General features: G+C 32.1%; 14 protein-coding genes. All 14 read left to right on the top strand.

The genetic code is table 11. The annotated features are described in order from the left end of the window. Positions 1–64 precede the first annotated feature (64 nt). The 14 genes from CP357_RS07505 (at position 65) to CP357_RS07440 (ending at position 14,381) form a co-directional block, all read left to right on the top strand. Positions 65–1,405 carry an RNA-guided endonuclease TnpB family protein gene (locus CP357_RS07505; RefSeq protein WP_098036972.1) on the top strand — a complete coding sequence of 447 codons (1,341 nt, stop codon included), beginning with the start codon at positions 65–67 and terminating at the stop codon, positions 1,403–1,405. A 731-nt stretch (positions 1,406–2,136) separates the two neighbouring features. Further along, positions 2,137–3,195 carry an LCP family protein gene (locus CP357_RS07500; RefSeq protein ID WP_098036971.1) on the top strand — a complete coding sequence of 353 codons (1,059 nt, stop codon included), beginning with the start codon at positions 2,137–2,139 and terminating at the stop codon, positions 3,193–3,195. Positions 3,196–3,206: 11 nt separating this feature from the next. Then, a complete protein-coding gene (locus CP357_RS07495) occupies positions 3,207–4,088 on the top strand; it encodes a YveK family protein (protein WP_098036970.1) in 882 nt (293 codons plus the stop codon). A gap of 10 nt (positions 4,089–4,098) precedes the next feature. Further along, positions 4,099–4,887 (top strand): CpsD/CapB family tyrosine-protein kinase, encoded by a 789-nt coding sequence (locus CP357_RS07490; RefSeq protein ID WP_087363882.1) that lies wholly within the window; start codon positions 4,099–4,101, stop codon positions 4,885–4,887. Next, positions 4,887–5,657 (top strand): tyrosine-protein phosphatase, encoded by a 771-nt coding sequence (locus tag CP357_RS07485; RefSeq protein WP_098036969.1) that lies wholly within the window; start codon positions 4,887–4,889, stop codon positions 5,655–5,657. The genes CP357_RS07490 and CP357_RS07485 overlap by 1 nt, the downstream gene beginning before the upstream one ends. Positions 5,658–5,777: 120 nt before the next feature. Continuing rightward, entirely contained in the window at positions 5,778–6,428 is a 651-nt protein-coding gene (locus CP357_RS07480) for a sugar transferase (protein ID WP_198995863.1), read from the top strand. 47 nt (positions 6,429–6,475) lie between these two features. Then, positions 6,476–7,729, top strand: coding sequence for an O-antigen ligase (locus CP357_RS07475; protein ID WP_143468451.1), 1,254 nt, complete (start codon positions 6,476–6,478; stop codon positions 7,727–7,729). After that, a complete protein-coding gene (cps2T, locus tag CP357_RS07470) occupies positions 7,729–8,889 on the top strand; it encodes a beta 1-4 rhamnosyltransferase Cps2T (protein WP_098036966.1) in 1,161 nt (386 codons plus the stop codon). The genes CP357_RS07475 and cps2T overlap by 1 nt, the downstream gene beginning before the upstream one ends. A gap of 1 nt (position 8,890) precedes the next feature. Next, positions 8,891–9,745 carry a glycosyltransferase family 2 protein gene (locus CP357_RS07465; RefSeq protein ID WP_098036965.1) on the top strand — a complete coding sequence of 285 codons (855 nt, stop codon included), beginning with the start codon at positions 8,891–8,893 and terminating at the stop codon, positions 9,743–9,745. Further along, positions 9,742–10,848, top strand: coding sequence for a glycosyltransferase family 4 protein (locus CP357_RS07460; RefSeq protein ID WP_098036964.1), 1,107 nt, complete (start codon positions 9,742–9,744; stop codon positions 10,846–10,848). Before CP357_RS07465 ends, CP357_RS07460 begins: the two co-directional genes overlap by 4 nt. Positions 10,849–10,850: 2 nt before the next feature. Next, positions 10,851–11,852 (top strand): glycosyltransferase family A protein, encoded by a 1,002-nt coding sequence (locus tag CP357_RS07455; protein ID WP_098036963.1) that lies wholly within the window; start codon positions 10,851–10,853, stop codon positions 11,850–11,852. A 1-nt stretch (position 11,853) separates the two neighbouring features. Then, positions 11,854–12,654 (top strand): phosphorylcholine transferase LicD, encoded by an 801-nt coding sequence (locus CP357_RS07450; RefSeq protein ID WP_098036962.1) that lies wholly within the window; start codon positions 11,854–11,856, stop codon positions 12,652–12,654. Positions 12,655–12,686: 32 nt separating this feature from the next. Next, the gene (locus tag CP357_RS07445) at positions 12,687–13,550 is read left to right on the top strand and encodes a glycosyltransferase (protein ID WP_098036961.1); all 864 of its coding nucleotides are present in this window, start codon (positions 12,687–12,689) and stop codon (positions 13,548–13,550) included. A gap of 9 nt (positions 13,551–13,559) precedes the next feature. Then, positions 13,560–14,381, top strand: coding sequence for a beta-1,6-N-acetylglucosaminyltransferase (locus CP357_RS07440; protein WP_098036960.1), 822 nt, complete (start codon positions 13,560–13,562; stop codon positions 14,379–14,381). Positions 14,382–14,672 lie beyond the last annotated feature (291 nt).

The following is a 14,672-nucleotide window of genomic DNA, read 5'->3' as shown; positions in this document are numbered from 1 at the left end:
GAATAAACAAACTAAAAAGACAATCAACACAGATTTAATTTATATAATACGAGGAGGTGAAATCATGAAAAGAATGAGCAGCTTAGCCTATCATTTTGGCGTTAAGCTTCGCTTTTATCCTAGTTCTAAGCAAAAGAAAATCATTAAGTTGAACTATGATGCGCAACGCTTTGTCTACAACTCTTATGTAGGACGCAATCGAAGCAATTATCATGCTAAGCACTACTTAGCTGTTAGACAATATCAAGCAATGCCCTTTGCTTTTTCTGCTCTTAATAGCTATGAAGCTAGGTTGGCAGAAGAAGTAGTCGCTAATAGCGAACTATTGGCTAAGCCTAAGAATATCCGCGATACTTATAGCTTTTTACGCGTTAAAGAAATTGATAGCCTCGCTATTGCCAACGCTATTCAGAACTACCAGAAAGCTTGGAGCAACTATCGCAAGATTGGTCATGGAATCCCAACTTTCCATAAGAAACGCAGCGACTGGTCATATCAGACCAACTGTCAATACCCTAAGCAAAAAGAAGCTTTTCTTGATAACGGGACAGCTAGGTTTATTGATGCTAAGCATATTAAATTGCCTAAGCTGGGAATTGTCCGCATTGCCGGCTTTAGAAAGCTAATCAAAGAGCGTCTGGTTAATCATATTCCAACTCGTATTGGAACAGTGACGATAAAAAAGACCGCTGATGACCAATTCTACCTGTCTATGCAGTTAGGCAGCGATACTGCTTTTGTCAAGGAATTGCCTAAGACGCAGAGTCAAATTGGCATTGACCTTAACCTTGATAATTTCTTAACAGCATCTAACGGAGCAATGGTTGCTAATCCACGATTTTATTGCAAAACCAAAAAGAAGCTGGCCCATGCCCAACGTGTCTTGTCTCGCAGGCAGCGCCGGGCAAAAAAAGAAGGACGCAATTTGTGGCTAGCAAAAAACTATCAAAAACAGCGTCTAATAGTCGCTAAACTGCACGATAAGATCAGAAGACAGCGTAATAACTTTTTACAAGTACTCTCAACTACACTAATCAAAAACCACGATTTAGTGGTTGCCGAGGAATTAAGAAACAGAAACCTGTTAAAGAATTATGCCTTGTCGCAATCAATTTCTGATGTCGGCTGGCGTAGTTTCCTGAATATGCTGGCTTATAAGGCAGATCTATATGGTAAAGAATTTCTAACAATTGATCCTAAATATACTACTCAACGCTGTCATGCTTGTGGCAGTATTATGGGCCAAAATGGTTATAAGAAATTAACCCTTAAGGATCGGGAGTGGACTTGTCCAATTTGTCGAATGCCCCATATTCGTGATTGGAATGCGGCAGTGAACATCTTAGAAAAAGGATTAAGCAAGTGGCAGAATCCTAAAATAAAAGAAAAAAGCAGCCTAAGCTAGGCTGCAGTCCGCTAGCAATTCGCGGACTTAAAAGGCTTTGGTAATTAGACGACCTCTATCGGCAATAGTCAAAAGACTATTGCTGGTAAGTCAAGTCCGTATCTAAGCAAGTTTGTGTTCTGGTTAGCGTAAGCTAACGAGCCACTAAGCCCTAGACTTCAGTCTAGGGTAGTTGACACATGCTATAGTAAGTTTATAGGATTGACCAATTTGTAAAATTGATCAAAAAATAAGAGCAAAAAAGCCGTTACTCGAAGTGGACAAAAGAGTAACGACTTTTTATTTTTACCAAATTTTAGGACATTAAAGTTCTGTGTAAATGGCTAAGGCTAACGGCGCTTGTGCTTTTTCCGCTTTCGCTGATCGTGCTGCCTTGTGCGATGACGATTATCTAGCCACTCATCAAACAGCTTCTCTAGAGCATGAGACACTGCATTCACAACAATAGGCGGCAACTACGGCGGTTAATAGGATTACCATACTTGCAAAATAATTACCTCCTAATGCAAAAATGGACATTGGGAGGAGCACAAATGCCAATCACAATTATAACAAACACTTATTAAATCAATTAGAATTCTAAAATAATAGCAACAAAAATCTGCATTTATTCACTGAAAAATCTGCCAAATTTCCCATTGTTTTTATTTGTAACCCCTTTACATCTGGTCAAAACGCAATAAATGAGTATATAATAAGAGGGATTTGTAAGATTATAAAAGGGGATAAACATGGCAGATAATAATGATCAAAGCCAAAAACCGATGCATCATCATCACCGTCACCATCATCGCCATCACCACCGCAAGTTTTGGCGAGGATTCTGGATTGTAATTGGTGTGATTGTAGTCATCGGACTTTTTGTTTGTGGTTACATTTATAAGAATTTGCGTGATATCACACAAAACATGTATACGCCTGTTGCTAAACAAACCAAGAGTAATAAGGGACGTAATTTAGATACGCTATTGAATGAAAAGAAGCCAATCAATATTTTGCTTCTTGGTACAGATACCGGTGCTATGGGACGTCATTGGAAAGGTAGAACTGATACCATGATGATGATGACCATTAATCCAAGGAAGAATAGCACAACTATTATTTCTATTCCACGTGACTCTAATGCAATCTTCCCAGACTTCCCACAATATGGGGTAACGAAGATGAACTCAGCGTATACTTTGGGTGGAGTTGCAGAAACTGTTAAGACTCTTGATAAATATTACAGTGTGCCAATTGACGGCTACATCATGATTAACATGGGCGGCTTGAAGAAGGCAATCGATCAAGTTGGTGGTATAGATGTAACTTCACCACTTACGTTCAATAATATGGGCTACCACTTCGAAGAAGGTAAGACTTACCATATGAATGGTAAAAAGGCATTAGCCTTTGCTCAACTTCGTCACGGAGATCCACGTCAAGACTACGGTCGTCAAGATCGTGACCGTCGCGTGATTATGGCGCTTCTTAAGAAGTCTGTTTCACCGACAACCTTGTTGAATTCTAAGTTCTTGAATTCAATTTCTGATGAAATGCAGACTGACTTGACTATGAACCAGATGTACAAGATTGGTATGGATTACCGCAAGGCTACTGATAACTTGAGTCAAGACCATGCTCAAGGTGTAAGTAAACAAACTATGAATCCTAAGTTTGGCTTGATGGAAATCGAAGTTGTAAGTAAGGATGAAAGACAAAGAGTATCTGATAAGATTAGGGATGCTCTAGAAATACCAAAGACTAAGGTAGCTGCTAATAAAGACAGCTATGTTATGAGACGTGATTAAAGGAAAGACAGATGGAACAAGAACAAAAGCAAACTGATAATACAATTGATCTTACTCAATTATTTCAACTTTGCCGCAAACATATTTGGGCATTGATTCTTTGGAGTGTTGGACTCGCATTAGTAGGTTGGGGAATTGCTAACTTTGTTATTTCACCAAAGTATAGTTCTAGTGCGCAGATTTTAGTTAACCAAAAATCCAATAAGAATGATCCTAATGCAGCATATACAACGCAACAAGCTAACATGCAGTTGGTTAGTACTTATAAAGATATCATAACTAGTCACGTAATTTTGCAGGATGCTTCTGATCGTTTGGCTAACCCAGTTAAAGTAGTTAAGAAGGCTAAACCAGCTAAGTACAGAACTACTGATGATGGCAGAAAAGTCTTAGTTAGAAAAGCACAACCAGCAGTCATCGAACGTGATGGTAAAGCTTATAGCGTTTCCGCTAGTCAATTAGCAAGCAGCATTTCAGTTGCTACACAACAACAATCACAAGTTTTCTCTGTTTCTGCTAAAGCAGATACTCCTGAAAAGGCTAAGGCTGAAGCTAACGCAGTTGCTAGATCATTCAGAGACCAAATTCCTAACATCATGAACATTAATAACGTTACAATTGTTGCACCAGCTACTAATGGTACTCAATCATCACCTAACGTTAAGATGTTTACTTTAGCAGGATTTGTTATTGGTTTAGTATTGACCTTCGCAGTAATCTTAATTCGTGAAATGACTAATACCACTGTTCGTGATGATACTTACTTAACTCAAGAATTAGGTTTAACTAACTTAGGTCATGTTGCCCACTTCCATGTATCTTCATCATTCAAGTTGATTAAGAAGAGCAGTAAACCAGCTAAGCGTGAACAACGCAAGAGACGTAGAGTATAGGAGGTAGCGGATGTCACTTTTTAAGAAAAAACGTGGTACAGATGAAACCATTAAAAACGGTGCTAATTTAATTACAGTTGCAGATCCAAAAGGTCCAGTAACTGAACAGTTCCGTACAATCCGTACCAACATTAACTTCATGGCAGTTGACCATGATATTAAGTCTGTTGCCTTTACTTCTGCTAATATTAGTGAAGGTAAATCGACCGTTGCTGCTAATGTGGCTGTAACCTATGCTCAAGCAGGCCGTAAGGTATTATTAATCGATGCCGACTTACGTCGTCCTACTGTTCATAGAACATTCAACTTAAGCAATCATGTAGGTTTAAGTACAGTTATCTCTTCTACTGCTAAGGAAGTAGACTTAGATGATGTTGTTCAAGATAGTGGGATTGCTGACTTAGCAATCTTACCTGCTGGTCCTACACCACCTAATCCATCAGAATTGATCGGTTCTAAGAGAATGCAAGACTTCATCAGCTTAGTTGAAGACCATTATGATATGGTAATTATTGACTTGGCGCCAGTGCTTGAAGTATCTGATACACAAGAATTAGCTCGCCGCTTAGACGGTGTTATCTTATTAGTTCGCCAGGGTAAAACACAAAAGGCTGCTATTAAGCGTGCTGTTGAAATGCTTAACTTCTCCAAGGCTAAAGTCCTAGGCTTTATTATGAACGATATTAGTTCCGACAATGCCGGCTATGGTTATGGATATGGTTACGGCTATGGATATGGCTACGGTTACGGCGAAGAAGATAAGAAGAAAAAAGGTTTCTTTTCAGGAAATAAGAAATAATGGTTTTAGTTGATATTCACTGTCACATTTTGCCAGGCGTTGATGATGGTGCCAAGGATTGGCAAACATCAATTAAGTTAGCAAGAGATGCGGTTAAAGATGGAATAACTCATGCAGTTTGCACGCCGCACATGCTTAATGGCAAGTATATCAATCATAAGAAAGACGTTATTCGTTTAACAGAAAACTTTCAAGATATGTTAGACGATGCCAAGATTCCGTTAACGGTGTTTCCTGGACAAGAAGTGCGAATCTCAGGTGATTTACCTGATGCACTTGATAATGATGACATCCTCTTCTTAGATGAAGATGGGCAATACATGCTCTTGGAATTTCCAAGCGATGACGTACCAGCTTATACGCGAGACATGGTTTTCGATTTAATGCAACGCGGTATTACACCAATTGTGGTGCACCCAGAGCGTAACAAGAAAATCTTGGAAGAACCAACTATTTTGCAGGGATTAATTGAGCAGGGATGCTTAGTGCAGATTACTGCTAGTTCTTACACGGGAACCTTTGGCAAGAAAATTGAAGAGATGTCACGCAAGTTTATCGAAGCAGGCCAATGTGCCTGCTTCGCTTCGGATGCGCACGATTTGCCTAAGAGACAATATCAATATAGTGAAGCATTAAAAAAGCTGAGTAAGGAATTTGGGAGTGAACTTGCTCAGCAATATCAAGATAATGCTCGTGGATTTGTAAATGGGGACAATGTACAACTAGATTGGCGCCCATTAGGCAAAAAGAAAAAATTTTGGCTATTTTAATCTGCAAATCTGCAGATTTGTGCCATTAACTGAATATTTGTGCTATATTGATTAAAAAAGAGTGTTTATTTTACAGAAAAGTACTATAAATATACGACATTGAGGGTAAGAGGAAAAATGATGGTAATGGAGAAACTAAAAGTTAATCCGGCCAAAGTGCATGGGCGGTATGTTTATCACGCAGTGAAAAGATTGTTTGATATTATCGCAAGTGCAAGCGGATTGATTCTGCTGTCTCCATTATTTTTATTTTTAATAATAAAAATAAGACATGAAGACGGTGGACCAGCATTCTATTCACAAGAACGAATTGGTAAAGATGAAAAGCCATTCAAAATGTGGAAATTTCGTTCCATGGTGGTTAATGCCGATCAGATGATCGATCAACTGGAAGATCAAAACGAAATTGAAGGTGCAATGTTCAAGATTAAGGATGATCCAAGAATTACTAAGATTGGGCATACTATTAGAAAATATAGTCTTGATGAGTTGCCACAGCTCTGGAATGTGTTAATCGGTGACATGTCTCTTGTTGGACCACGTCCGCCTCTACCATCAGAAGTAGAAGAATATACCGATTATGATAAGCAGAGATTGCTTGTGATGCCGGGATGTACAGGATTATGGCAAGTTACCAAGCGTAATGAAGCTGACTTTGATGAGATGGTTTGGCTTGATATTGTGTATATCAACCATTCTGGGATATTGGAAGATTTGAAGTTGATTATTAAAACTATTGGGGTGGTTATTCACCCTAATGGAGCGTATTAGTGGGGATAAATAGAATTTTAATAGAGGAATATTACTAAGTGGAAAGAATGAGAATAACTAAATCGACTTTAGCAACGTACGTTTTATTTTTGGTTTGGTTCATATTAATTATTTTAAATTTAAAAGATACTGATAGTGTAATTTTTCTCTGTATATGGGGCATTTTAATCAGCATAGGTATTGTATATATAAGTTGTATCAGGTCAAAATTAGAATTAAGGCTTTCTAAGATTCAATTTTGGTGGTTAATATTTGTAGTTTATAGTTTTATTGTAAGTTTTATTAATCAAAAATTGGGCTCAAATTATATAAATTTAAGTCGAAATATAGTGAGTTTTTTTATTGCCTTTTTAGCACTATATATTTTTACTAGATTTTGTAACTCATTAAAATTTATAGAGATTTATAGAGATTTCTTTGCATTTTGTTCTATTTTAGGAATTATTGAAATTATTACCAAAAGATCTTTGTTTGTTAATTGGATGACATCAAGTAATTCGATAGAGTTGTTTAATACTTTTGGTTTTAATTCGGGGCTGTATAGAGTAACTCTCTTTTTTTATCATCCAATTTATTATGGTATTCTTCTCACTATTTTTTTGATATTTATTATGCTGAAGCCATATAAGTCAAAGGTATTACAATATTTGTTTGTGTTTTTGGGAATAATAAATTTAATTTATACACAATCCCGTTCAAGTTGGATTGCGCTTGTATGTTGTTTATTATTTTTATTATTAAGAAATTTCAAACAAGTAAATAAAATACAAATAAACTTATTGATTAGGTCTTTTTACTTTATAATAGGAATAATTTTAGCCTTATTTATAGTTATTAATTTGTTTCCACAATTAACTTCTAATTTATTGAATATTTTTTCTAGTAGAATTGGAGAAGCAACCAATAATACTACAAATGCACGAACCGCTAATTGGGCTTTAGTTCAATATTCAAATACTATATTTCTTAAATTATTTGGAGGCGGGGATGGTTTCGCAACCACCATGTTACATTTGCATCCACAGTTTATGGGATGGACTCAAGCTGTTGACAATCAATATTTAACATTCTATATGGATTATGGAATATTAGGGATAGCTCTGTTTTTAATGTTTATTCTTAATATATTTAAAACTTTTATGTCTACGGAAGATAAGTCAAAGTTAGCAATCTCATTGGCAATAATGGCAATATTTATTTCAGCCTTTTTTTATGAAGTATATTTTCAAAATGAAGTTAATAATCTATTGTTTATATTAATTTGCTTATTAAATTCAAATAGCGGAAAGGTTTTTAAGTAATGAAAGATGTTTTTATAATAGGTTCTAAAGGAATTCCTGCTCAATATGGAGGATATGAAACATTTGTAGATAATTTAGTGATGCGACAATTTTCTACACATATTAAATATCATGTTGCATGTTTGACATTTAGCAAGAATCCCAAGGACTATGAATACAACGGTGCTAGTTGTCATGAAGTTTCTATTCCTAACATTGGGGGTGCTAAGGCAATACTTTATGATTTAAGGGCATTAAATTGGGCATTGAAAGACATTAAAAAGAATAATTTAAAAGACGGTGTGATTTATATTCTTGCTTGTCGTATTGGCCCATTTATTCATAGTTATATTCCGAAGTTTCATAGATATGGGTTTAAAGTTTGGGTTAATCCGGACGGTCATGAATGGCTTAGAGCTAAGTGGTCAAGACCAGTAAGAGAATATTGGAAAATAAGTGAATCCGGTATGGTTAAACATTCGGATTTATTAATTTGTGATAGTAAAAATATTGAAAAATATATTCGCAAAGAATATAAAAAGTTCAATCCTAATACTACTTATATTGCATACGGTGCGGATATTACAAAGTCATCTTTGTCATTTGAAAATGAAAAAGTCAAAAACTGGTATAAGTCTAAAGAAATATCCCCTAATAAATATTATTTAATTGTAGGACGTTTTGTTCCTGAAAATAATTATGAAACAATGATTCGGGAATTTATGGCAAGTAATACTACAAAAGACTTAGTGATTATTACAAATGTTGAGAAGAATGCTTTTTATAATTCATTGAAAGAAAAGACACATTTTGATCACGACTCAAGAATTAAATTCGTTGGTACTGTTTACGATAAAGATTTATTAAAATTTATTCGTGAAAATGCATATGGTTATCTTCATGGACATTCTGTTGGAGGAACTAATCCATCATTGCTTGAAGCTCTAGGTAGTACTAAGCTCAATCTCCTTTATGATGTAGGTTTTAATAAAGAAGTTGGTGAAGATGCTGCTCTTTATTGGAGTAAGACACCTGGATTCTTAAGTAATCTATTAGATAAGGCTGACAATCTAAATCCTGTCCAGATTAATAATTTAGGCAAAAAGGCAAAGGAAAGAGTTATTAATGGATATTCATGGAAAAAGATAGTTGAGGAATATGAGAAAAGTTTTTTAAGATAATATGAAAATTTTAGCATTAATCATTGTTTATAATAAAAGAATATCTGATTCATTAACTTTTAATAATCTTAAAAAAATTCAGCAAAGTTTTCCAAGTTTGGATATAGTTGTCTTTGATAATAGTACAAAAGATTATAAAAATAAAAAATATTCATTATCTCATGATATTAAATATATAAGTAAAAAAAGTAATATAGGTTTATCTAAAGCCTATAATATTGTGCTTGATACATTATCAAGTGAATATAATGATAACGACTTAATAGTTTTTTTGGACGATGATACAAAGGTCAATAAAGATTACTTTATCCAATTATGTAAAGCTGCTCGATCTAAAAGTAAAATAGATATTTTCGCTCCAATAATAAGAGGTCAAGATGGAGTTATCTATTCTCCTAACAATGCTAATTTTTTAAAAAATCACTTATTGAAAGATGTAAAAAATATTCGTGAAATTAAGAATTTTAATGCAATTTCAAGTTGTTTGGCTGTTAGATTTCGTGTTTTTAAAAAATATAGGTTTGATGAAAGATTGTTTTTAGATGAAGTTGATCAAAAGTTCTGTGAGGATCAACGTAAACTTGGAAGAAAGTTTAGCTTAATTTATGTAGTAATTTGTCAAAATTTTCATCAAAGAGATTCTCAGTTAGATGCTAATACATTGTGGCCAAGATTCAAATTACGAATTAGAGATATTATAGTATATGGCAAGTTAAAGGGAAATCAATATCTTTATATAGGCTTTTTAAAGACGAATTTACTTGGGATTCAATATGCTTTAAAAACTAAAGATAGTTCATTGATGGCTAAGACATTTAAGTTAAGTAAATATTGGATGAAAGAAGATATAAAATGAAAAAAAAGTTGGCCTTTGTTGATTTAACCAATTTTAAAGACTGGCCTATGGGTGGAATGCTGCAGTATGAATTAAGTATTCTACCTTATCTATGTGATCATTATGATATAGATATTTGGGGGGTATCAGTAGACGGTATTAAACCTCAACCAATTCTCATAAGGGGCAAAAAATATCCAGTACATGTATGGACTGATGTGAAAACACATAAAAAATTAATTCCCAATTTTTGGAGAGGACTATTTTTAAAAAAGTATGTAAAAAAATTTGAAAAATACGATGGAATTTATGCACACACAGCCACTTGCTTGATGCCATTTTTTAAATTGCAGGCCCACGGAACCAAGATATTTTATCATCAACATGGATTAATTTATTTAAGAGATCCAATTTTTAAAACAAAGATCCAAATTCCATTTATGAAAAGGGCACAAATAAAAAGCAATGTTACTTTTATTGTGTCTGGACCTAAATTAGTGAAAGAATATGGCAAAACTTTAAAAAAGCATGGCAAATTTATTTCAATTGATAGTCCTGTGAATAGGTTTAACAAAACTGTATCTTCAAAATTGAATAATAAATTTATTTATACGGGGAGAATAACTGATTTTAAAGGGGTATCTTTTTTAGTAGATGTTTTTAATGCATATTTAAAAGATGATACCACAGCTGAATTAACAATTGTAGGTGATGGTGATGCACTTCCAGAAGTGAAGAAAAAGATAAGTGAATACGGATTAAAAAATAAAGTGCATTTAATGGGAAAGATGGCGCATGATCGAGTAATTGAAGAATTGTTAAATAATACAATTTTTATCACGGCTTCTGAAGGTGAAGGTGTATCTGTTTCAGTTGCGGAGGCGAATATGTTAGGATTACCTGTTGTTTGCTTAAATGTTAATGGGCTGAATGAGCAGATTATTGATGGAAAAAATGGTGTAAAAGCTAAAAGCAAAACTATTCAATCGATGTGCAACGCTATGATAAATGTAAGTAACAATTGGAATGAATTACATGAATCGACCTTAGATTTTTCTAAGAAATATGATAGTAAACTTATTGCAAATAAAATAATTAATAATATAGATAGTGAATTAGCTTAATTATGGTAAATAATGCGACAATCGATTTTATAATTCCAATTTATAATACTCCAAGTTCAGCACTTGATTCTTGTATAAAATCTATTACTAAATTAAAAAATATTCAATATAGAATATTTTTAATAGATGATGGTTCAGATCAAGTTGATGAATATTCTATTTGTACTAAATATATTAATCAATATCCTCAAAAAATTAAGTATTTTTATAAGAAAAATGGTGGGGTTAGTTCTGCCAGAAATTATGGTATAAAAAAATCAGTGTCAGATTATATTTGCTTTGTCGATTCTGATGACTTAGTACTAGATATTATTCCTAAATTACCTGATGAGTTTGACATTCTAAATTATAATTTATGTTTTAGTACTGGTTCTAAGGAAAAGATTTTTAGGTTGAACTTACCTGAGGGAAAAATACTTGCATCTGATTATTTTGAAATTCTATTGAAAAATAGTATTTGGAATTCAGTATGTGGAAAAATTTTTAAAAAGGATTTTTTGAAAAAAAATCATATAAGATTTAATGAAAATATTATTCATGGTGAAGATTTAGACTTTTTGATGCAATGTTTATTTGCTAAAGCTGACATCTTTTATGTAAATAAAGAAATGTACCTATATAAGTTTGCTAAAGAATCAGAAAATAATAGATTTAATAATTTTCCATTAAATATATTAAGAGATTATATTCATAATTATAACGCAAAAATTAAATACATTGATGAAACCTATGCTTTAGAGAATCCTAAAAGAAAAAAATTAAAAATATATTTGAATAATGACATGATAAAAAGTTTATTTAATTTGTATTTGAGCAATATAATGGGGAATAAACAAAAAGTACATAAATTGAAATATACTATTCAAGTTTTTTTGAATAAAAGCAATATGTATGATGAAGCTACTAGCGTAAATAAAGTTAGATATAGATTAATATATATCAATAACAATATTTTGATTAAATTAATAGCAATATTGCAACGATTATATATAAGGATTAAATAAAATGAAAAAATGTACTGATAAAGAAATTAAAGATACTCTTTTTGATATTTTAGTTTATTTTGATAAATTGTGTAATGAATATAACTTAAATTATACTTTAGATTCTGGTACATTATTAGGTGCTGCTCGACATAAAGATTTTATACCATGGGATGATGATATTGACGTAGCTATGCCTTATGAGGATTACAAGAAGTTAGTTAACTTAGGTGATGAGGTTAATAGATTAAATAATAATTTTAGGTTACATGGTTATTCCAAGAAGATAAATAATAAGGAACATTACATTTATCCTTTTTTGAAATTAGAAAATAAGAATACAATTGCTAAATTTCATGCTGCCAAAGATAGTGGTGGAGCTTGGATTGATATTTTTCCTTTAAATGGGGTTCCAAATGATAAGAACATATATATAAAGTATGCGAAGAAAATGGAATTATATCATAGTCTTTTAGGTAAAGGGGATACTATTAATCAAGAAAACATTGTAAAAAAAGTTGGTAGAAAAATCATTAGGTTAGGCTCAAATTATTATCGAGATAGAATGGTTAAAATGTTAGATGAATTAGGAACAGTTCATTCCAATAAAATTGCAGATACAGTTTGGGCTAATGATAGAATAAATACTTTGTTTCCATCAGATATTATAAATAACTATACTAAATTAGAATTTAGAGGTAAAAAATTTTATACTGTAAAAGAATATGATAAATATTTAACTATTCAATATGGTAATTGGAGGAAATTACCGCCTAAAGAGCAAAGAGTGGCACATCATGAATATGATTTGTATATGTTATAGAAACTAGGGAATAGTCAAAAGGTGAAAAAGTAATGATAGGTAATGACATAATTTCATGTGAGATACTTAATTATAATGATTGGAAAACTACTCAAAGTTTAGTAGACAAAATAAAAAAATACAAAGTATTAGATTATATTGTAGTAGTTGATAATGCCTCTCCTGATAATTCTTTTAATCATTTAAATCAATTATATGATAACGATTCTAAAGTTAAAGTTATATCGACTACTAAAAATGGGGGATATGGATATGGCAATAACTTTGGCATAAAATACGCTCATGATAAATTAAAATCTAAATATGTTTTACTTTCGAACCCAGATGTCTTTTTTACTCAAAAGATGTTACTTTCTTTGGTAAAGGTTATGAAGGAAAAAGATGCAGGAATAGTTTCTAGTGTTCAGACAGTGCATGGTAAGCCAGTTAAAATCCCTGCGTGGAAAATACCGACAGCTTTTGAGTATACTTTTTCACTAACTCCGCTTTCAAAGATGTTAAACATAGATTATAGTTACCCCTCTCATTATTTTAGTGATCCAATTTGTGCGGTGGATTGTGTACCTGGAGCCATGCTATTAGTAGACTCTTCAAAATTTATTGAAGTTGGTGGTTTTGATGAAGATATGTTTTTATTTTGTGAAGAAACTACGATTGGTTTTAAGATGAAAAAAGCAGGTTATAAAACATACTTAGCAAATAATGAAACATATGATCATCAAGTTTCATTATCTATTAACAAAAGTATTCCGCAAAAGAATAAACAAATAGTTTTAATATTAAGAAATCGTTTGTTATTTATGGAAAGATATTTACACGAGAAAGGAATAATGTTATTTCTATCACGAGTTATTTTTAAGATGAAGATCAAGCATTTAGAAAAGGAAAGTGAATAAGACTAAAAGATGAGCCATGCGATATTAGTAATAGGTTATGGAAATCACGCGGATATTTTAAAACAGACTTTACAAGTTTTGAATGATAAAGATATAGATTTTTATATTCATTGGGATAAAAGATATTCATTACCAGATTTAGATTCAGTTAATATAGCAGGTAAGGTTATTTTTATAAAATCAAGAATTGCCGTAAAATGGGGAAGTTACACACAAATTAAAGCGTTACTTTTGTTGTTGAAGAATTTTGATTATACAAAGTATGACTATATTCATTTGATTTCTTCAAACGATCTGCCATTAATGACATCTGAGTACTTTAAAAAATATTTCTCTTCTGATTTTTATATAGGTTTTCATGATCCAGTTACTCAGGTCGATATAAATAGATTACGTTATGTGTATCCTAATAATATAGATTTTAGAAAGCATAAGGTAATAGCTAAAGCGGTATGGTATATTAATAAACTTTTCCATATCAATAAATTAAAAAAATTCAATATCAAAAATATAAAAAAAGGTCCGCAATGGTTCTCGCTTAAAAGTAAATATGTTCCAGGAATATTAAATTATAAAGATCAGAATATATTTAAAAATTGTTATTGTGGTGATGAGTTATTTATTCAAACTATTTTTCATGGATGTGATAATAAAAAACACATTAAGGATGATAATGCAGAAGCTGCAAGGTATATAGATTGGAATAGAGGAGAACCATATACTTTTAAGGATACTGATATTTCAGAATTAAAAGGAAAAATAAATTCAGATTTTGCTTTTGTTAGAAAAATCGATGATGTGAGAATAGGTAAGGAGCTTTTTGATCTTTAAATTTTAATATTATATATCTCTAATTTACTTTAATTGGTATTAGCATTTTAGTGCGATTTTGATAGATTATTTGTTTAAATCACATGTTTTTGTTTAATGATGAAAGTATTTATAACTAATTTAGTGTTATTGGTATATAAGATAGAATAATATTAAATTGACATATTAAAATTAAATCGCCGATTGTAAAATCAAGTTGAACACTTTATAAAAATAAAAGTCCATCTGGACCTGTTTGATAGAATGTTAATATCCACAAAAACATCTATTGGAGGTCACAAATGGACTCTT

This window comes from Lactobacillus sp. UMNPBX6 (assembly GCF_002553975.1).
Lineage (GTDB): Bacteria > Bacillota > Bacilli > Lactobacillales > Lactobacillaceae > Lactobacillus > Lactobacillus gallinarum.
This window is presented reverse-complemented; position numbering and strand designations above follow the sequence as displayed.

What these genes read in the sequence shown, in the direction of transcription:
- CP357_RS07505 (WP_098036972.1), top strand. Translation starts at nt 65, where the DNA reads ATGAAAAGAATGAGCAGCTTAGCCTATCATTTTGGCGTTAAGCTTCGC.
- CP357_RS07500 (WP_098036971.1), top strand. Translation starts at nt 2,137, where the DNA reads ATGGCAGATAATAATGATCAAAGCCAAAAACCGATGCATCATCATCAC.
- CP357_RS07495 (WP_098036970.1), top strand. Translation starts at nt 3,207, where the DNA reads ATGGAACAAGAACAAAAGCAAACTGATAATACAATTGATCTTACTCAA.
- CP357_RS07490 (WP_087363882.1), top strand. Translation starts at nt 4,099, where the DNA reads ATGTCACTTTTTAAGAAAAAACGTGGTACAGATGAAACCATTAAAAAC.
- CP357_RS07485 (WP_098036969.1), top strand. Translation starts at nt 4,887, where the DNA reads ATGGTTTTAGTTGATATTCACTGTCACATTTTGCCAGGCGTTGATGAT.
- CP357_RS07480 (WP_198995863.1), top strand. Translation starts at nt 5,778, where the DNA reads ATGGTAATGGAGAAACTAAAAGTTAATCCGGCCAAAGTGCATGGGCGG.
- CP357_RS07475 (WP_143468451.1), top strand. Translation starts at nt 6,476, where the DNA reads ATGAGAATAACTAAATCGACTTTAGCAACGTACGTTTTATTTTTGGTT.
- cps2T (WP_098036966.1), top strand. Translation starts at nt 7,729, where the DNA reads ATGAAAGATGTTTTTATAATAGGTTCTAAAGGAATTCCTGCTCAATAT.
- CP357_RS07465 (WP_098036965.1), top strand. Translation starts at nt 8,891, where the DNA reads ATGAAAATTTTAGCATTAATCATTGTTTATAATAAAAGAATATCTGAT.
- CP357_RS07460 (WP_098036964.1), top strand. Translation starts at nt 9,742, where the DNA reads ATGAAAAAAAAGTTGGCCTTTGTTGATTTAACCAATTTTAAAGACTGG.
- CP357_RS07455 (WP_098036963.1), top strand. Translation starts at nt 10,851, where the DNA reads ATGGTAAATAATGCGACAATCGATTTTATAATTCCAATTTATAATACT.
- CP357_RS07450 (WP_098036962.1), top strand. Translation starts at nt 11,854, where the DNA reads ATGAAAAAATGTACTGATAAAGAAATTAAAGATACTCTTTTTGATATT.
- CP357_RS07445 (WP_098036961.1), top strand. Translation starts at nt 12,687, where the DNA reads ATGATAGGTAATGACATAATTTCATGTGAGATACTTAATTATAATGAT.
- CP357_RS07440 (WP_098036960.1), top strand. Translation starts at nt 13,560, where the DNA reads ATGAGCCATGCGATATTAGTAATAGGTTATGGAAATCACGCGGATATT.